Source organism: Amycolatopsis decaplanina DSM 44594, assembly GCF_000342005.1.
GTDB lineage: Bacteria > Actinomycetota > Actinomycetes > Mycobacteriales > Pseudonocardiaceae > Amycolatopsis > Amycolatopsis decaplanina.
The window spans coordinates 214633-233167 of the sequence record NZ_AOHO01000058.1; the positions used below are offsets into that span (position 1 = coordinate 214633).

19 protein-coding genes are annotated in these 18535 nt (G+C 68.8%); 8 read left to right on the top strand and 11 right to left on the bottom strand.

Annotated features, from left to right (window positions below):
* Window positions 1–4 precede the first annotated feature (4 nt).
* The 5 genes from H074_RS20370 (at window position 5) to H074_RS20390 (ending at window position 3709) form a co-directional block, all read left to right on the top strand.
* The gene (locus H074_RS20370) at window positions 5–289 is read left to right on the top strand and encodes an SAV_915 family protein (RefSeq protein ID WP_007031943.1); all 285 of its coding nucleotides are present in this window, start codon (window positions 5–7) and stop codon (window positions 287–289) included.
* Between the two features lie 150 nt (window positions 290–439).
* Window positions 440–2230, top strand: a complete 1791-nt coding sequence (locus H074_RS20375; RefSeq protein WP_007031944.1) for an acetyl/propionyl/methylcrotonyl-CoA carboxylase subunit alpha — start codon at window positions 440–442, stop codon at window positions 2228–2230.
* A gap of 46 nt (window positions 2231–2276) precedes the next feature.
* Window positions 2277–2741, top strand: a complete 465-nt coding sequence (locus H074_RS20380; protein ID WP_007031945.1) for a DUF1707 SHOCT-like domain-containing protein — start codon at window positions 2277–2279, stop codon at window positions 2739–2741.
* A gap of 41 nt (window positions 2742–2782) precedes the next feature.
* Window positions 2783–3157, top strand: coding sequence for a DUF1707 SHOCT-like domain-containing protein (locus tag H074_RS20385; RefSeq protein WP_007031946.1), 375 nt, complete (start codon window positions 2783–2785; stop codon window positions 3155–3157).
* Window positions 3158–3178: 21 nt separating this feature from the next.
* Entirely contained in the window at window positions 3179–3709 is a 531-nt protein-coding gene (locus tag H074_RS20390) for a GNAT family N-acetyltransferase (protein ID WP_007031947.1), read from the top strand.
* A 99-nt stretch (window positions 3710–3808) separates the two neighbouring features.
* On the opposite strand, the gene H074_RS20395 is transcribed toward H074_RS20390, so the two are convergent.
* Together H074_RS20395 and H074_RS20400 are read right to left on the bottom strand one after the other, a co-directional pair.
* Window positions 3809–5272, bottom strand: coding sequence for an aldehyde dehydrogenase family protein (locus H074_RS20395; protein ID WP_007031948.1), 1464 nt, complete (start codon window positions 5270–5272; stop codon window positions 3809–3811).
* Between the two features lie 99 nt (window positions 5273–5371).
* Window positions 5372–7111, bottom strand: a complete 1740-nt coding sequence (locus H074_RS20400; protein WP_007031949.1) for a glycerol-3-phosphate dehydrogenase/oxidase — start codon at window positions 7109–7111, stop codon at window positions 5372–5374.
* A 249-nt stretch (window positions 7112–7360) separates the two neighbouring features.
* On the opposite strand from H074_RS20400, the gene H074_RS20405 reads away from it, so the two are divergent.
* Both H074_RS20405 and glpK read left to right on the top strand, forming a co-directional pair.
* Window positions 7361–8116: an MIP/aquaporin family protein gene (locus tag H074_RS20405; RefSeq protein ID WP_007031950.1), complete on the top strand. Its 756-nt coding sequence runs from the start codon at window positions 7361–7363 to the stop codon at window positions 8114–8116.
* 13 nt (window positions 8117–8129) lie between these two features.
* Complete coding sequence (gene glpK, locus H074_RS20410; RefSeq protein ID WP_007031951.1) at window positions 8130–9641, top strand: glycerol kinase GlpK; 1512 nt, start codon at window positions 8130–8132, stop codon at window positions 9639–9641.
* 472 nt (window positions 9642–10113) lie between these two features.
* Here glpK and H074_RS41050 read toward each other — a convergent pair whose 3' ends face one another.
* The 5 genes from H074_RS41050 to H074_RS20430 form a co-directional block, all read right to left on the bottom strand.
* A complete protein-coding gene (locus H074_RS41050; protein WP_167333174.1) occupies window positions 10114–10287 on the bottom strand; it encodes a hypothetical protein in 174 nt (57 codons plus the stop codon).
* Window positions 10284–10952, bottom strand: coding sequence for a class F sortase (locus H074_RS20415; RefSeq protein ID WP_039923032.1), 669 nt, complete (start codon window positions 10950–10952; stop codon window positions 10284–10286). The genes H074_RS41050 and H074_RS20415 overlap by 4 nt, the downstream gene beginning before the upstream one ends.
* 147 nt (window positions 10953–11099) lie before the next feature.
* Window positions 11100–11675, bottom strand: coding sequence for a hypothetical protein (locus H074_RS20420; RefSeq protein WP_007031953.1), 576 nt, complete (start codon window positions 11673–11675; stop codon window positions 11100–11102).
* Between the two features lie 312 nt (window positions 11676–11987).
* Entirely contained in the window at window positions 11988–12428 is a 441-nt protein-coding gene (locus H074_RS20425; RefSeq protein ID WP_007031954.1) for a hypothetical protein, read from the bottom strand.
* A gap of 104 nt (window positions 12429–12532) precedes the next feature.
* Window positions 12533–13936, bottom strand: a complete 1404-nt coding sequence (locus H074_RS20430) for an NAD(P)H-quinone dehydrogenase (RefSeq protein ID WP_007031955.1) — start codon at window positions 13934–13936, stop codon at window positions 12533–12535.
* Window positions 13937–14063: 127 nt separating this feature from the next.
* On the opposite strand from H074_RS20430, the gene H074_RS20435 reads away from it, so the two are divergent.
* Window positions 14064–14516, top strand: coding sequence for a gamma-glutamylcyclotransferase family protein (locus H074_RS20435; protein WP_007031956.1), 453 nt, complete (start codon window positions 14064–14066; stop codon window positions 14514–14516).
* A 42-nt stretch (window positions 14517–14558) separates the two neighbouring features.
* Here the strand turns inward: H074_RS20435 and H074_RS20440 are convergent, their stop codons facing one another.
* The 4 genes from H074_RS20440 to meaB all read right to left on the bottom strand — a co-directional run bounded on the left by H074_RS20440 (window position 14559) and on the right by meaB (window position 18532).
* Complete coding sequence (locus H074_RS20440) at window positions 14559–15401, bottom strand: endonuclease domain-containing protein (protein ID WP_051071967.1); 843 nt, start codon at window positions 15399–15401, stop codon at window positions 14559–14561.
* A 238-nt stretch (window positions 15402–15639) separates the two neighbouring features.
* Window positions 15640–16938, bottom strand: a complete 1299-nt coding sequence (locus tag H074_RS20445; protein WP_083920459.1) for an amidohydrolase — start codon at window positions 16936–16938, stop codon at window positions 15640–15642.
* A gap of 238 nt (window positions 16939–17176) precedes the next feature.
* Window positions 17177–17476 carry a hypothetical protein gene (locus H074_RS20450; protein WP_007031959.1) on the bottom strand — a complete coding sequence of 100 codons (300 nt, stop codon included), beginning with the start codon at window positions 17474–17476 and terminating at the stop codon, window positions 17177–17179.
* Window positions 17477–17533: 57 nt separating this feature from the next.
* Window positions 17534–18532, bottom strand: coding sequence for a methylmalonyl Co-A mutase-associated GTPase MeaB (meaB, locus tag H074_RS20455; protein WP_007031960.1), 999 nt, complete (start codon window positions 18530–18532; stop codon window positions 17534–17536).
* Window positions 18533–18535: the final 3 nt, after the last annotated feature.

An 18535-nucleotide genomic window follows, 5' to 3' on the forward strand; every position in this document is an offset into this window, starting at 1 on the left:
TCCTGTGACGAACCCCGGACTGCCCAACGCACTGTTCCTTCCCACGGCGAAAAAGCCGAAGGACTTCACGAGCGCGGAGATCGAACTCCGCCCGACCAAGGACGGCCGGATGGCGTTGATCGCCTTCAGCACCGTGCAGCGCCTGGTCGAGTGCTGCGGGCCGCATCAGCCGTGGGCACTGGTCAAGTCCGAGCACCTGGGCCGGATCCACCAGGCCCAGCCGTACGACCTGATCGTGCTCGATTCCGACCTTCCGGAAGAACTGCGGCACCGCGAGGCGCTCGTGTAAGGCCTGATAGAAGAACTGAGCCACCGGGGGCCGCGGTATAAACAGAGGACACTGGGTGGCCTTGCTCTCACTAATCGGGGCGGGAACTTCTTCTAAACTGCTGCGGAGCCGCATCGGGGCGGCCCGACGTGCGAACGCAGGAGGTACGGCGTGACCGAGCAGGCCGGCACAGGTGGTCCGGTGACCAAGATCCTGATCGCGAACCGCGGTGAAATCGCGGTACGGGTGATCAGGGCGGCGAAGGACGCCGGCCTGACCAGCGTGGCCGTCTACGCCGATCCGGATCGTGACGCACCCCACGTCCGTCTCGCGGACGAGGCCTTCGCCCTCGGCGGCACCACAGCGGCCGAGAGCTACCTCGTCTTCGACAAGCTGCTCGACGCCGCCAAGCGGTCGGGCGCGGACTCGGTCCACCCCGGCTACGGGTTCCTTTCCGAGAACGCGGACTTCGCCCAAGCGGTGATCGATGCCGGGCTGACCTGGATCGGGCCGAGCCCGCAGGCCATCCGAGACCTCGGCGACAAGGTCACCGCGCGCCACATCGCGCTGCGCGCCGGGGCTCCGCTCGTGCCCGGTACGAAGGACCCTGTCGCGAACGCCGACGAGATCGTCGCCTTCGCCGACGAGCACGGCCTGCCGGTCGCCATCAAGGCGGCGTTCGGTGGTGGCGGCCGCGGGCTGAAGGTCGCCCGCACCCGCGAGGAGATCCCGGAGCTTTTCGAATCCGCGACGCGTGAGGCGATCTCCGCCTTCGGCCGCGGCGAATGCTTCGTCGAGCGCTACCTGGACAAGCCGCGCCACGTCGAGGCCCAGGTCCTCGCCGACCAGCACGGCAACGCCATCGTCGTCGGCACCCGCGACTGCTCGCTGCAGCGCCGCCACCAGAAGCTGGTCGAGGAGGCGCCCGCGCCGTACCTGACCGACGAGCAGCGCAAGCGCATCCACGAATCCGCCAAGGCGATCTGCAAGGAAGCCGGCTACTACGGCGCCGGGACCGTCGAGTACCTCGTCGCCGTCGACGGCACGATCTCGTTCCTCGAGGTCAACACGCGGCTGCAGGTCGAGCACCCGGTGTCCGAGGAGACCACGGGCCTCGACCTCGTGCGCGAGATGTTCCGCATCGCGCGCGGCGAGAAGCTGCGCATCACCGAGGACCCGGAACCGCGGGGCCACTCGATCGAGTTCCGCATCAACGGTGAGGACGCCGGCCGCGGCTTCCTGCCCGCGCCCGGCACCGTGACGAAGTTCGTCGCGCCGAGCGGTCCTGGCGTCCGGGTCGACTCGGGTGTCGAGTCCGGCAGTGTCATCGGCGGCCAGTTCGATTCGATGCTCGCGAAGCTGATCGTCACCGGCTCGGACCGGCAGAACGCGCTCGAACGCAGCCGCCGCGCGCTGGCCGAGATGGTCGCCGACGGGATGGCGACGGTCCTGCCGTTCCACCGCGTGATCGTGAACGATCCGGCCTTCGTCGGCGACGAGAACGGTTTCAGCGTGCACACCCGCTGGATCGAGACCGAGTTCGAGAACAAGATCGAGCCGTTCGTGGCGCCGGAAGCCACCGAGGCCGAGGAAGAGCAGCCTCGTCAGAACGTCGTCGTCGAGGTCGGCGGCCGCCGTCTCGAAGTGTCGCTCCCCGGCGGCTTCTCGCTCGACGCCGGTGGCGGCGGGACGGCCGTGAAGGCCAAGCCGCGCAAGCGTGCGGGCGGCACCAAGGCCGCGGTGAGCGGGGACGCGGTCACCGCGCCGATGCAGGGCACCATCGTCAAGGTCGCCGTCGAAGAGGGCCAGCAGGTCGAAGCGGGCGAGCTGGTCGTCGTCCTCGAAGCGATGAAGATGGAGAACCCGGTCACCGCGCACAAGGCGGGCACGGTGACCGGCCTTTCGGTCGAGGTCGGCGCCGCGGTGACACAGGGCACCCAGTTGTTCGAGCTCAAAGACTGACGAATGTCGTGGTTGACGGGGCCTCGCTCGGCTTATCCTCGAAAGGGTGAGCGAGGTTCCGTCTCCGCAGCTGCGGATCAGTGATCAGGATCGCGAGTCCGCGCTGACCGCGCTCGGCGAGCACATGAGCGTCGGCAGGATCGACATCGACGAGTTCGGCGAGCGGTCCGCCCGGATCACGGCCGCCAAGACGCGCGGCGAGCTGTCCGAGGTCTTCCTCGACCTGCCCGAACCGCATCCGCTCTTCGACGTGCCCAAGAAGGCCGTGAGTGAATCGGAGAAACCGGCGTCACCGTGGGCGGGCATCTCCCCGGCGCAACGTGTCATGGGTGCGCTGCTGCCGATCCTGTTCATCGCCACCATCGCGCTCATCATCACCACCGGCGTCACCTGGTGGTTCATCCTCGTCCCGATCGGGATCAGCGCCGTCGGCGAGGGCATCTGGGGCAAGGGCTGGGAGAACTCCCACAAGAAGCTCGGGAAGCAGCGTCGACGGGAACTCGACGGCTGATCCGCCCGTAGACTCGGGACGTGAGTGCCGAGAGACCGGACATGCGGCTGAGCGACGCCGAACGCCAAGACGCGCTCGAAGCGCTGGAAGAGCATGTCCGCACCGGCAGACTCGACCTCGACGAGTTCGGCTCGCGGTCGGCGAAGGTCAGCGCCGCGAGGATGGCGAGCGAACTCGAACCGCTGTTCACGGACCTGCCCTCGCCCCGGCCCAGCGCGCTGCTCCCCCTCCCTCCGATGCCCGGCGTGGCGCAGGCGTCCGCGAAGAACGAGGTCCAGCCGTCGAAATGGCTGACGGCCAGTGCCGTGCCGATCGCCGCGGCGGTCGCGATCGCGCTGTTCTTCTTCACCCGCGGGACGTTCCTGGTCTTCCTGCTGCCGCTGGCGGTCGCGCTGATCATGAGCCGCCGACGCTGATCGGCCGGTTACCCTCGAAGGGTGGAACCGGTGGAGATCAACGCGGGTGAGTACTACCTGCGGCAACTGCGGGCGGACAAAGCCCTCGACGACCGTCCGGCGCTGGTCGCGGCCTTCGCCGACCCGACGCATCGCAAGTACGTCCTGAACTACCGCTTGCGAAACCTCGACGAGGCGACCGAGTACGTCGCGCTGCGCGCCGCCCAGTGGGAGGGTGACGAGCGTTGTTCGTGGGCGGTGGCCGAGCCGACGACCGGGGATCTGCTGGGCGAGGTCGGCCTGCGGGACCTCGGTCTCGACGCCGGGTACGCGGAGGCGTCGGTCTGGGTGCGCGCGGCGGCGCGGGGCAAGGGGGTCGCGAGCACCGCGCTCAACGCGGCCCTGCGTTTCGGTTTCGGCGGTCTCGGCTTGCGCGAGGTCAGCTACCGCTACGAGGAGACGAACGAGGTTTCCGCCTCGGTCGCCCGCAAATGCGGGTTCACCCTGGTCGGACCCGAACTCGAACCGGCCCCGACCGGGGAACGCCTCATCCGCTGGCACCGCACCGCCTGACCTCCCCCCGCAATTCGTCACCTACTTGCCTGGGCGTTTACCGGCGCCGGACCTCGATCGGGGGCAAGTAGGTGACGAATTGCGGCGGTCGGCGGGACGTCAGAAGGGGTAGGTCGGGGGTGGGTTCCGGACGGTGACCCACCGCGTCTCGGTGAAGGCCTCGATATTCGCCGCAGCCCCGCCGAAACGGCTTCCGGTGCCCGAAGCGGCGACGCCGCCGAAGGGGCTGTTCGCCTCGTCGCTGACGGTCTGATCGTTGATGTGGACGATCCCGGTCGGGACGCGATCCGCGAGCTCCAGTCCTTTGAGGACATCGCGCGTGACGATTCCGAGCGAGAGCCCGTACTCGCTCGCCGTGGCGAGCCGGATGGCCTCCTCCGCGTCGGAGAACCGCACGACCGGCGCGACCGGGCCGAAGATCTCCTCGGCGACCGCGGGCGCCGTCGGCGGCACGTCGGCGAGGACCGTCGCGGAATAGAACAGCCGGTCGTATTCGGCTCCGGCGGCGACCCGCGCGCCTGCCGCGACACTGGAAGTGACCAGTTCGTGGATCTTGTCCCGCTGGCCGGCGTCGATGATCGGCCCGAGCGCGACCTCGTCCCGCGCCGGGTCGCCCACCCGCAACGCGGCCGCCTTCGCCGCCAGCCGCTCGACGAAGTCGTCGTAGAGCCGCTCGTGCACCAGGTGCCGCCCGGTGGTCATGCAGATCTGACCCTGGTGGAAGAAGGAGCCGAACGCGGCGACTCCGGCGGCTTCGTCGACATCCGCGTCGTCGAGCACGATGAGCGCGGAGTTCCCGCCCAGTTCCAGATGTGCCCGCTTCAAATGCTTTCCGGCGAGTTCGCCGACCTTGCGCCCGGCGCCGGTCGACCCGGTGAACGAGATGACCCGGACCGCCGGATGCGTCACCAGTGTCTCGCCGACGTCCGCGCCGCCCGGCAGCATCTGCAGCACACCCGGCGGCAGCCCCGCTTCCTCGAAGATCCGCGCGAGGACCACACCGCCGGTGACGGCGGTGCGCGGGTCCGGCTTCAGGATGACCGCGTTCCCCAGCGCGAGCGCCGGGGCGACCGACCGGATGCCCAGGATGATCGGCATGTTGAACGGCGAAATCACCGTGACGACGCCGGCGGGGACACGGCGCGCCATCGAAAGGCGCGGTTCTTCGCTCGGCAAGAGTTCGCCGTACGGACGGCCGGGCAGCGCCGCCGCCTCGTAGCACTCCTGTTCCGCGACGTGCAGCGAAAAGCCCGCCACGCCCGGCACGGCGCCGACCTCGCGGACGTTCCACCAGCGGATCTCGTCGGCGTACTCGGACCACAACCGGGCCGCCTCGCGCAGCACGGCGGCGCGCTGGACGTGCGGTGTCGCCGCCCAGGCCCGCTGCGCCTCGGCCGCGGTTTCCGCCGCTTTCGCGGCGTCCTCGGCCGAGGCGAGCCCGACGCTGCCCAAGACCGCGCCTGTCGCGGGCTCCGTGACCTTCCGGGTGCCGCCGGTACCGGGAACCCACGAGCCTCCCGCGAAGATCCGGTCCGTCCACGTCGACGAGTCGAGAAAAGCCACGGGGCCACCTTCCGTATACGGGGATGGCCGACGCTAGGCCAGATTCACTCGATCAGGCAATGATCCCTGCGCGCGTGGCACACCACGCAGCAGGGATCATCAACTCACCGGTTCGATGATCCCCGAGCGCGCTTCCGGCGCGGCCGAACGCAACGCGTCGGCGGCCTCGTCGCTCGGCTGCGACTGGGACTCCCGTTCCGCGTCGACCCGCGCCTTGTACACCTCGACCTCGCGCTTCTCCTGGTCCTTCGACCAGCCGAGCACCTCGCCCACCAGCGTCGCGACCTGCGCCGCGCAGTCGACGCCGCGGTGCGCGTACTCGATCGAGATCCGCGTCCGGCGCGCGAGCACGTCTTCCAGGTGAAGCGCGCCCTCGTGGCTGGCCGCGTAGACGACCTCGACACCGAGGTAGTCCGGAGCGTGCTCCAGCGGCTTCAGCAGTTCCGGCCGTCCTTCGCCGAGCGCGAGGACTTCGTGCACCATCGAGCCGTACCGGTCGAGCAGGTGACGCACACGGTACGGGTGGAGCCCGTGCTCGCCGGCCAGGTGATCGGCCTGGTTCACCAGCGCGTGGTAGCCGTCGGCGCCCAGCAGCGGCACCTTGTCCGTGATGGACGACTGCGGCCTGCCGGGAAGGTCGACGGCCGCGGCGTCGACGGCGTCGGCCGCCATCACCCGGTAGGTCGTGTACTTGCCGCCGGCGATCGCGACAAGTCCCGGCGCGACCCGGGCGACCGCGTGTTCACGCGAAAGCTTCGACGTCTCTTCGCTTTCCCCTGCGAGCAAAGGCCGGAGCCCCGCGTAGACCCCTTCGATGTCGTCGTGCGTCAGCGGTGTCGCGAGCACGGTGTTGACGTGTTCGAGGAGGTAGTCGATGTCGTGCTTCGTCGCGGCGGGATGCGCGAGGTCGAGGTTCCAGTCGGTGTCCGTGGTCCCGACGATCCAGTGGTTGCGCCACGGGATGACGAACAGCACGGACTTCTCGGTGCGCAGGATCATGCCCGATTCCGAGACGATCCGGTCGCGCGGGACGACGATGTGCACACCCTTGCTCGCCCGCACGCGGAACCGTCCGCGGCCGCCGGAAAGACGCTGCAGCTCGTCGGTCCAGACGCCGGTGCAGTTGACCACGGCGGAGGCGTGGACCTCGGTCTCGCGGCCGTCCTCGACGTCACGCACGCGGACACCGGAGATGCGGTCGGCCTCGCGGAGGAAACCGACCACCTGGGTGGACGTGCGCACCACGGCGCCGTAGTGCGCGGCGGTGCGGGCGACGGTCATCGTGTGGCGCGCGTCGTCGGATTGCGCGTCGTAGTAACGGATCCCGCCGATCAACGCGGAGCGCTTCAACGCCGGGACCATCCGCAGCGCGCCGGCGCGGCTCAGGTGTTTCTGGCCGGGGACCGACCGCGCGCCGCCCATCGTGTCGTACATCAGCAGCCCGGCCGCGGTGTACGGACGCTCCCAGATCCGGTGGGTCAGCGGGTACAGGAAGCTGACCGGCTTCACCAGATGCGGGGCGATCGTCGTCAGCATCAGCTCGCGTTCCCGCAGAGCTTCCCGCACCAGACCGAATTCCAGCTGTTCGAGGTAACGGAGCCCGCCGTGGAAGAGCTTGCTGGACCGGCTCGACGTCCCCGAGGCCAGGTCGCGCGCTTCGACGAGGGCGACCCGCAGGCCGCGTGTCGCGGCGTCGAGCGCCGTGCCCGCCCCGACCACTCCGCCACCGATGACGACGAGGTCGAACTTGCCCTCACCCAGCCGCTGCCAAGACTCTTCCCGCTTGAGCGGTCCCAGCCTGGCGGGGCTGTTTTCGGCTTCGCGCTGAGAGCTTGCCACGTGACATTCCTCCTTGGTGCCGCTGTGACTCCAGCATCGCACGATCGGCCACGACCGGTCCGTTATGCGGGTGACACGTGTGGCGTAACCCTCGTCGATCTTGGAAGGATTGCTTCCCGCGATGCCTGGAAGGAACAAATACGCGACGGTAACGTGCCACGAACGTGGGTCGGCAAGGGCGCCGTAGCACACCGTGTTCGACCCTGCGCGGAATGTCCTATGCGGTATGTCCACAGTGGAGGTCGAGCGGTGAGCGCGGGAGCCATATTCGTCTGGGAGTTGCTGGGAACGGCGGTCCTGATCCTGTTGGGCAACGGCGTGGTCGCCAACCACGTGTTGCGGAAGAACAACGGCCACAACGGTGGCGTCGTGATGATCACCCTCGGGTGGGCGTTCGCGGTCTTCACCGGTGCGAGCATCGCCGCGCCGAGCGGCGCGCACCTGAACCCGGCGGTGACGCTGGGCCTCGCCATCGCCGACAAGACGAAGTGGGCGGACGTCCCGATCTACTTCGCCGGGCAGCTGATCGGCGCGATCCTCGGTGCCGTGCTCTGCTGGGCCACCTACAAACTGCAGTTCGACGACCACCCCAACCGCGACGAGACGCTCGGCATCTTCTCGACCGGGCCGCAGATCCCGAACAAGGCGTGGAACCTCGTCACCGAGATCATCGGCACCTTCGTGCTGGTCGCGTGGATCCTGCTCAGCCCGGTCTACACCAACGCCATGGCCGAAGGCGGAACGCCGACCTTCGGGAACTCCGCGCTGGGCTACGCGGGTGTAGCGTTCGTCGTGCTGGTCATCGGCCAGTCCCTCGGTGGCCCGACCGGTTACGCCATCAACCCGGCCCGAGACCTCGGCCCCCGCATCGCATACGCGTTCCTTCTGCCCATCAAGAACAAGACCAACCCGAACTGGGGCTACTCCTGGATCCCGGTCGCCGGCCCGCTGGCCGGCGGCGCCCTGGCCGCCCTGCTCTTCCTCGCCGTCCACAACCTGACCTGAGACTGGAGTTTCGATGACTTCGTACGTAGCCGCGATCGACCAGGGCACCACGTCGACCCGCTGCATGATCTTCGACCACTCCGGCCGCGTAGTCGCCGTCGACCAGCGGGAACACGAGCAGATCTTCCCGAAGGCGGGCTGGGTCGAGCACAACGCCGAAGAGATCTGGGAGAACACGCGGGCCGTCGCCGCGGGCGCGCTCGCCAAGGGGGACCTGGTCGCGAGCGACATCGTCGCGGTCGGCATCACCAACCAGCGCGAGACCACGCTGGTCTGGGACCGCACCACCGGCAAGCCGGTGTACAACGCGATCGTGTGGCAGGACACCCGCACCGACAAGATCGTCAGCGACCTGGGGGCGCTCGGCGGCGGACAGGAGCGCTACCGCGCGAAGGTGGGCCTGCCGCTGGCGACCTACTTCTCCGGACCGAAGATCAAGTGGATCCTCGACAACGTTGACGGCGCTCGCGCGAAGGCCGAAGCCGGCGACCTGATCTTCGGCAACATGGACACCTGGGTGCTGTGGAACATGACCGGCGGGGTCGACGGCGGCGTGCACGTCACCGACCCGACCAACGCGTCGCGGACCATGCTGATGGACCTCGACACGCTGACCTGGGACGCCGAGATCGCGGAAGAGATGACGATCCCGCTGTCGATGCTCCCGGAGATCCGGTCGTCGTCGGAGACCTACGGCAAGGTCCGCGAGAAGGGCGCGCTGGCCGGGGTCCCGATCTCGGGCATCCTGGGCGACCAGCAGGCGGCGACCTTCGGGCAGGCGTGCCTCTCGCCGGGTGAAGCGAAGAACACCTACGGCACCGGCAACTTCATGCTGCTCAACACCGGCACCGAGAAGGTCATGTCGGACAACGGGCTGCTCACCACGGTCTGCTACAAGATCGGCTCGAACGACACGGTGTACGCGCTCGAAGGTTCGATCGCGGTCACCGGTTCGCTCGTGCAGTGGCTGCGGGACAACCTCGGCCTGATCAGCTCCGCGGCCGAAGTGGAGCAGCACGCCCGCACCGTCGAGGACAACGGTGGCGCGTACTTCGTGCCGGCGTTCTCGGGTCTCTTCGCGCCGTACTGGCGTTCCGACGCCCGCGGCGCGATCGTCGGGCTGACCCGGTTCGTCAACAAGGGGCACATCTCGCGGGCGGTCCTGGAGGCGACCGCGTTCCAGTCACGCGAGGTGATCGACGCGATGAACGCGGACTCCGGTGTCCCGCTGAAGTCGCTGAAGGTCGACGGCGGCATGGTCGTCAACGAACTGCTCATGCAGTTCCAGGCCGACATCCTCGGCGTGCCCGTGATCCGGCCGGTGGTCAACGAGACCACCGCGCTCGGCGCGGCCTACGCGGCCGGTCTCGCGGTGGGCTTCTGGAAGAGCGAGGACGACATCCGCAACAACTGGGCGCAGGACAAGCAGTGGGACCCGTCGATGGACGAGGGCCGCCGCGAGTCCGAGTACCGGAACTGGAAGAAGGCCGTCACGAAGACGTTCGACTGGGTCGACGAAGACTGACCCCCGCGTCGCGGTCCGTGCCGGGAGCAAGGGACCTTTGCTATCGCGCGGCACTCGCGTCCGAGTACGTGAAGGCCCCCTTCATTGCGTCTAGCGCAGTGAAGGGGGCCTTCACGTACTTGCCCGAGGCCTAGCCCGACAGCACCGCCGCACGGCTTCGTCAACGCGGCCGGGAGGACCGCGCCCGTGCTCGACGACGGTGCGCTGCTGGGCGGCAGGCAGACGATTTCGAACTCGACGGTCGCCGTCCCGCCGGCGGCGGGCAGTTCGAGCGTGACAGGACCGGCGAGGCCCGCGGACGTCACCGCGGTGCGTGCCATAGCAACTGGCTGTGAATTCCAAAGCCTGCCCTGGCGCGACACTCCCGGGAATGGGACTAGGTTGCCTTTGCCGATCGAAAGACTCGGGAATGGTGAGGAGGCGCTGATGACCGTGTGCATTTCTGATCACCAGACGAATCAAATCCACACAGTCAGAACGAGGCGGGTGTGTGGAAATGACGGCCCGAAGCCGGGCGCGCCTTGTCGTCGATGTGCGCGACGGCGCCGAAAATCAGCGGATCCTCCGAGGTGACCTCGAACTTCCCGACGTGGTCCAGCACCATCGACTTCACCTCGCCGAGTCCGGCGACCGCGCTGGAGCTCACCTCGCGATCAGCCGAGCGAAGACGATGATGTTGTCGAGATAGTTGCGCGACGCCTTGTCGAAGACCCCGCCGCAGGTGATGAGCCGCAGTTCCGGCTCGGTGGTGTCGCCGTACACGGCGTCCGTCGGGAACTTGTCCTTCGCCACCCGCTCGACCTTCGTGACCGCGAACTCGGCCGTCGTGCCGTCCTTGCGGGCGATCGAGACCTTGTCGCCGGGCGCCAGTTCCTTCAGCCGGAAGAAGATGCCCTTCTGCTTGTTCCCGTCCACGTGCCCGAGGATCACCGAAGGCCCGACCTCCCCCGGGGTCGGCCCGTTCTCGTACCAGCCCGCCTGCATCGGCTGGGTCACCGGCGGCACCTCTACGGTGTTGTCCGCGTTGAGCCCCAGCGGGACCAGGCTGGACTTCGCCTCGATCTTCGGCACGTCGATCGAGACCGGATCGGCCTTCGGCATCCCCTCGACCGCGCCCCCTCCGTCGGCCGGCGCACCGGACTCACCCGGCTCGGCCGACGGCGTTTCCGCCTGGCTCGCGGGCACCTGCGGCGCGGCCTGGCCGGTCTCCCCCGGACCGGACAGGACGAACGCCAGCGTCGCCAGTACGGCCAGCAGGACGACCGCGAGCACCAGCGGTGCCCGGGGCCCCCGCCACCATGTCGACTTCATGTTCACCCCTGTAGTGAAACGGTGCAGCGGCGACTGAGCCGGTCCCGGCCCCCAGACCGGGACCGGCTCGCCGTTCACCCCCACGCCTGCCTGACGCCACGCGCGACCGGACGGTTGCCCGCCCAGGTCACGAAATGATCGCGATCGCTACGCCCGTGCCGCACGACGACGGTACGCCGTGATGCCGACCCCGCCCGCGACCAGCGCGAGGCCGCCGCCGACGGCGGCGAGGACGCCGGTGTAGTCGGCGGGCCCCTCGGTGCCGCCGGTCTGCGGGGCACCGGCCGGCACCTTCGCGACCTGGTTCTTCTTGCCGAGCACCTCGAAGGTGACCGTCGACTTCTGGCCCCAGCAGGTCAGCGTCACCGGGTACTTGCCCGGCTTGATGTCCTTGACCGTCGCGGACCACTTCGTGGAGTTGACGGTGAGGGCCGCCGAAGTGACCTTCGGGCCGAACTCGTTGCCGCGGGTGGCGCAGTTGAAGTCCAGCTTTACCTGGTCGCCGGGCTTGCCCTTGGCGGGCGAGACGGTCAGGTCCTTGAGAATCCCGACCGGCGACGCGTGCGGCCCGGGACCGTCCGGGTCTTCGCTGGGCGTGGGGGACGGCGAAGCGGAGGGAGACGACGGAGGAGTCGCCGACGGAGAAGTCGCGAGGGCGACGCCCGGAGCGAGAAGAACGAAACCGGCGACGGTACCGGCGGCGAGCATGACGGTGCGCTTCATTGGATTACCCCTGAAAAATGATGTGAATGGAAATCGGAAAAGAAAAATCCCGCGCCCCTGTTTCCCCCAGTGGCGGTTCTCTCTGTTTTCCGACACCCTCATGACGCCTCGGCCTGGGGTCAGGTTGCCTGGTTTCATCACGAAAAGGTCGCGAAACCCGGGCAAAGAAAAACCGCCCCCGGACCAGATCCGGAGGCGGTTATCGAGGGGTAAGGTAAACGTGGCGGGGGGGGCACATGGCCGGCCAGTACGCGGTGGGGCTCGTGAGTGGTAAGGACGGTTCTAACCGTCCTTACCACTCACGAGACAAACTCAGGACGCCATGCTGCCGTCACCCGCGTGAGCGGCACCGGACGGCACCGCGCTCACCTGCCGGGCGGGCACGGAAAACGTTGCCGCATAAGACTTTCCGTTGCAATTGACGGTCAGCGGGTAGCTGCCGGGCGCCGTGCCCTCCTTGAGTTCGACGTCGGCGCTGACATTCGCCGGGACCCCGATGAGCGGGCCGTAGTCGTACTTCCCGATGCTCAGCACCGGCGAAGAGAACGTCGTCGACGTCGGCGCCTTCAGTCCGTCGCCGCCGGGGCATTGCGCCAGCGCCACGTTGGAGTCGCCGTGCACGTACTTGTTGACGAGCCCCAGTTCGTAGGCCGTGTCGTCGTTGAGCTGAACCGTGACACCGGGATCCGGTTGGGGTTGTTGAGCGAGACCGGGCGACGACCCCGCCAGCACCGCCGCGCCGATCGCCACCACTCCGGCGAGAACCCTGCGAATCACGAAAAACCCCTAGCTGTCAACGAAACACCGACATGCGCTAGACGCGGGCACCCCCGCGAGGGTTGCTTCGCCGGAGGCGATCAGTCCAAGTCGTCGTGGCGCATCAGCTGGCGGCCCGCCTCGGTGATCGACCCCGACAGCGACGGGTACACCGAAAATGTCAGTGCCAGGTGTTCCACTGTGAGCTGGTTCTGGACGGCGAGCGCGATGGGAAGGATGAGTTCGCTCGCCGTCGGCGCCACGACCACCCCACCGACGACCACGCCGGTGGCGGGGCGGCAGAACAGCTTCACGAAACCGCGTCGCAGGCCTTCCATCTTCGCGCGGGCGTTCGTCGCGAGCGGGAGCATGATGGTGCGGGCGGGCACCTCACCCGAGTCGATCGCCTGCTGGCTGATGCCGACGGTCGCGATCTCGGGGTGGGTGAACACGTTGGCGGCGACGGTCTTGAGCTTGATCGGCGCGACACCCTCGCCGAGCGCGTGCCACATCGCGATGCGGCCCTGCATGCTGGCCACGGAAGCGAGCATGAGCACCCCGGTGCAGTCGCCGGCGGCGTAGATCCCGGGCGCGCTGGTGCGGGAAACACGGTCGACGCCGATGAAGCCGCCGGGGCCGGGCTCGATGCCGACCTTCTCCAGGCCGATGTCGGCGGTGTTGGGCACCGAACCGACGGTCATCAGCGCGTGGCTGGCTTCGATCACGCGGCCGTCGGCGAGGTGGATCTCGACGCCCTTTTCGGTACGCACGACCTTGTCGGCGCGGGCCTGTTTGACGACCGTGGTGCCGCGCTGGGAGAAGACCTCCTCGAGCACGGCTGCGGCGTCGGCGTCCTCGTGCGGGAGCACGCGGTCGCGGCTGGACACGACGGTGACCTTGACGCCCATCTCGGTGTAGGCCGAGGCGAACTCGGCGCCGGTGACACCAGAACCGATGACGGCCAGGTGCTCGGGCAGTTCGCGCAGATCGTAGAGCTGGCGCCAGTCGAGGATGCGCTCGCCGTCCGGCACGGCGCCGGGCAGCACCCGCGGGGTGGCGCCGGTCGAGATGAGGACGACGTCGGCGTCGAGCACCTCGGTCGAACCATCGGGGGCGGTGACGGCGACCTTGTGCGTGGCGAGCCCGGCCTCTTCGTCGTCGAAGCGGGCCTGGCCGATGACGACGCGGACGCCCTCACGCTGGACACGGGCGCGGATGTCGGCGGACTGCGCGAGCGCGAGGCCCTTCACCCGGCCGTGGACGGTCGGCAGGTCGACGCTGGTGTCGGCCATGTCGGTGTTGATGCCGAGTTCGCGGAGGTCGTGCATGTTCGCGAGCGCGCCGGAAGAGGCGATGAACGTCTTCGACGGGACACAGTCGTAGAGCACGCACGCGCCGCCGAGACCGTCACGTTCGACGATGGTGACGTCGGCTCCGTGCTGGGCCGCGACCAGTGCCGCTTCGTAACCGGCGGGGCCTCCGCCCATGATCACGATCTTGGTCACTGGTCTCCTCCTCGCTGTGGTGTCTGTGACTGCGTTTACCGTACGCGGGCGACCGCTGGGCGGATTGAGTGGCCGGACACGGCATGTACGTCCAGCCGGGTGACCGACGGGTCGCTAGGCTGTCGCCGTGCCGTTGTATGCCGCGTATGGATCCAATATGGAGCCCGCCCAGATGCTGGAGCGCGCTCCGCACTCGCCCATGGCCGGCACCGGCTGGCTGGAGGGCTGGAGGCTGACCTTCGGCGGCGAGGACCTCGGCTGGGAAGGTGCGCTGGCGACCATCGTCGAAGACCCGGGCTCCCGGGTCTTCGTGGTGCTGTACGACGTCACTTCGCTGGACGAGCCCGGACTCGACCGCTGGGAAGGCGGCGAGCTGGGCATCCACTCCAAGATCCGGCTCCGCGTGCAGACGATGGACGGCTCCGTCCTGGCGTGGCTGTACGTCCTGGACGCCTATGAGGGTGGTCTCCCGTCGGCGCGCTATCTCGGCGTGCTGGCCGACGCGGCCGAGGCCGCCGGGGCGCCCGCGGACTACGTCGACGCGCTCCGCACCCGCCCCTGCCAGGGGATCAGCGGCTGATCACGCGAGTTCCGCCTTCGATCACGCGAGTCCCGGCGCCGATCACGCGAGTCGCGCCGTGCGACGCTCGAACGCTCCGCGCAACTCCGCCAGCAACCGTCCCGGATCCCGCAGGTCAGCCGCCGTCGCGCGGATCGTGATCCACCCGCGCGCCGCCATTCGGGCATCCCGCTCCGCGTCGTAGCCCTGTCTGCCCTCATGCGCGGCGTAGCCGTCGTACTCCAGGGCGATACGCAGCTCAGGCCACGCGAGGTCGAGGACGTAAAGCCTCCGCCCATCGATGGTGCCGATCTCGTACTGGGCGACCGGTACCGGCAGCCCGGCCTCCACGACGATCAAGCGAAGGATGCTCTCCGACGGAGATTCCGCCTCGCCCGTAGCGAGCGCGAGCAGAATCTGCGCCCTGTGGATACCTCGTCGGTCGCGGCGGTCGAGGAGGCGATCCCGCACGTTGGTGTGCAGGACTCCCCGGTGGTTCGGCGCGAGGTTGTGCAGCGCCTCTTCGAGCGCGGCGAACGCTGTTCGCTTGTCACCGTCGCAGAGGTGGTCGGCCAGCGCACGATCCAGCGAGAACACCGGAAGCCCGTCTAGTTCGAGGACATCGGACGGGTGAAATTCCGCCCTGTGCACCACGAGTCCCGACCTCGATTCGACCCGTCTCGAGTAGGGAACCGTCAGGTGGACCGTCGTGCCGTCCACGGCCGAAATCCCATGCAGGGCAAGAGATGTGGCGCCGGAAAGCACCGCGGGGCCGCCGACCGCGAGCAGTGCCGCCTGTGCCAGAGTCGGCAACTTGAGCAAATCCGCCGCACGGACGACCACGCCTCGCCACGGCTGCGCCAGCACACCACATGCCAGCCCTTCGAGGACGGCTCGCCGCCCCAAGATCCTGTCGGCCTCACTACGCGAGACCACCCCATGACGTCCTCCCCAGTTGATCACGTCTTCGAGAATCGAAGATCAGATCGGCCTTGGGAAGACCCGTTTTCCTGAGCTGTGGATAACTCGCCCAGCCTGTGGATAACCCTGTTCGCGGACGCTCGGACCCGTTAGGGCGAACATCCGCGCACAGGGACGGAACTTGCGTGATTGAAGACGGAACTCGCGTGATCGGAGGCGGAACTCAGGCCAGGGTGGCCAAGGCCGTGTGGACCAGCGTGCGGACACCGCACAGGAGCGAACGCTCGTCGAGGGTGAAGGTCGGCCGGTGGATGTCGGCCATCGGGCCTTCGCCGGACCACACGCCGAGGCGCGCGAAAGCGCCCTGGACGTGCTCCAGGTACCACCCGAAGTCCTCACCACCGGACGACTGCTCGGTTCCGGCCACGGCGGCCTCGCCCAGCGCGGCCTCCACCCCGGCCCGCATCAGCGCGTGGGACTCCGGATCGGAGACGACCGGCGGCACGCCGCGGCGGTAGTCGAGGGAGAACCCGACACCGGTCGGCGCGAGCAGCGACTCCACCGAAGACGCGACGAGCGGCTCCAGCATCGTCCAGACCTCGTGGTCCGCGGTGCGGAGCGTGCCGCGCAGCACCCCGTCCTGCGGGACGGCGTTGGCGGCCTGCCCGGCGTGCACCGCGCCCCAGACCAGCACGGTCCCGGATCGCGGGTCGACACGGCGCGAGAGCACCGCGGGCAGCGACGTGATCACGGTGCCGAGCGCGTGCACCAGGTCCGCGGTCAGATGCGGCCGCGAGGTGTGCCCGCCCGGCGAGGTGAGCCGCAGCTCGATGAGGTCGGCGGCCGACGTCAGCGCGCCTTCGCGCAGGCCGACCTTGCCGACCTCTAGCCGCGGGTCGCAGTGCAGCCCGTAGATCCGCTCGACGCCTTCCATCGCGCCGGCGGCGATCATGTCCAGCGCACCGCCTGGCATGACCTCCTCGGCGGGCTGGAAGATCAGCCGTACGCGGCCCGGCAGCTCCGGCGCGCCCGCCAGCGCCCGCGCCGCGCCCAGGAGGATCGCGGTGTGCGCGTCGTGACCGCACATGTGCGCGGCGCCGTCGGTCTTGGAGGCGTACGGGAGCCCGGTGGCCTCGGTCAGCGGCAGGGCGTCCATGTCGGCGCGCAGCGCGACACAGCGGTCGCCGCTGCCGATGTCGCAGACCACGCCGGTGCCCGTGGGGAGCACCCATGGCTTGAGCCCGACCGAGCGGAGCAGGGACATGACCATTTCGGTCGTGGCGAACTCGTGGCGGGAGAGCTCCGGGTGCGCGTGGATGTGACGACGCCACGCGACGACGTCGGTGGAGTTCGCGCGGAGCCAGTCGTCGAGCCAGAAGGGGCCGCGCCCGGCACCCAGATCATGCACAGGTGCCATGCTGACGCCGACCTCGGAGATCAGCGCGGTGGACGCCTCCATAGGGGCAACGACGCGACCCTCGGGGTCGCCTGGAATGTCCGGACGTGAATCGAGCACCGTCACGCCGCACCTCCTCCCGCTACCCAGTCACCTTCGTCTACCACCGTACGAGTGGTCGCTGAAAGCACGCTGGGTGCCGTTCGATCTGTGATACGCATTTGCGATAGATCGTGCACCATGCAGATGACAAGCCGCTCGCCGAGTGATCGAGCCCTAGACGGCCGGTAGCGGATCTGCGATGAACGGCTGTGAGAGTTCTGCCCGGGCTAAGCGGAGAGTCCTTCTACTTACCGGTAGCGGTTCAGGACTTCTTCTTCTTGGCACGGGAGCGACGGCCGAGGATCACCAGGCCCAGCAGGATGGCCGCGGCGATGCCCGCGATGACCTTGTTCTTGGTCTCCTGGCTGTTGGCCTTGTCGGTCTCGGCGGGGTCGAGCACCGGCCCCGGGGGCGCCTGCGACGGCACCTCGTTGACCGCCGCTGCCTGCGCGATCACCGGCGCGGACGCCTGGATCTCAACGGCCTGCGCGGCGGGCGCGCAGACGACCAGCCCGGCGGCGACCAGCCCGGCCAGCTGCCCGAGACGAGACCTTTTCGGCATGACTCCCTTTCGTCGGCGTAGCGCGGATCCGATTCTGCACTCTGCCGGGTTCCCGCGTCAGCCGCCACGCGGAGGACCGGAGAACGCCTCCAGAATCCGCTGCGCGGCCAGCGTCGGGGTCAGCTCACCGTCCCGGACCGCCCGTTCGACGTCCGGAACGACCGCTCGCACATCCGGATGCGCGGCGAGCCGCCCGAGCAGCTGTTCGCGGACCATCGACCAGGTCCACTCCACCTGCTGCCGCCGTCGCCGCCCGTCCAGTTCGCCCGAGGCGGTCAAAACGTCACGGTGACGGCCGATTTCGGCCCACACCTCGTCGAGTCCGACGTCGGTGAGCGCGCTGCAGGTCAGCACCGGAGGCGTCCACACCGCGTCACGTCCGTAGATCATCCGCAACGCGCCGGAGAGCTCGCGGGCCGCGCGTTTCGCGTCGCGTTCGTGGTCGCCGTCGGCCTTGTTGACCGCGATGACGTCCGCCAGTTCGAGGACGCCCTTCTTGATTCCCTGCAGCTGGTCGCCGGTGCGGGCCAGGGTCAGGAACAGGAAGCAGTCGACCATGTTCGCCACGGTCACCTCGGACTGCCCGACCCCGACGGTCTCGACCAGCACGATGTCGTACCCGGCGGCTTCCATCAGCACGATCGTTTCGCGGGTCGCCCGCGCGACACCGCCGAGCGTGCCCGAAGTCGGCGAAGGGCGGATGAACGCCTTCGGATCCACCGCGAGCCGTGCCATCCGGGTCTTGTCGCCCAGGATCGAGCCGCCGGTCCGCGTCGACGACGGGTCGACGGCCAGCACGGCGACCTTGTGCCCGGCCTCGGTCAGATCCGTGCCGAGCTGGTCGATGAAGGTCGACTTGCCGACACCGGGGACGCCGGTGATGCCGACCCGTTGCGCGCCACCCGCGTGCGGGAGCAGCTCGACGAGCAGCTCCTGCGCCTGCGCCCGGTGGTCGTCGCGGTTCGATTCGACGAGCGTGATCGCCCGCGACAGCACGCCCCGGTCACCCGCGAGGACGCCCTTGGCCAGCTCCCCGACGTCGATCTTGCGCGGCAACGC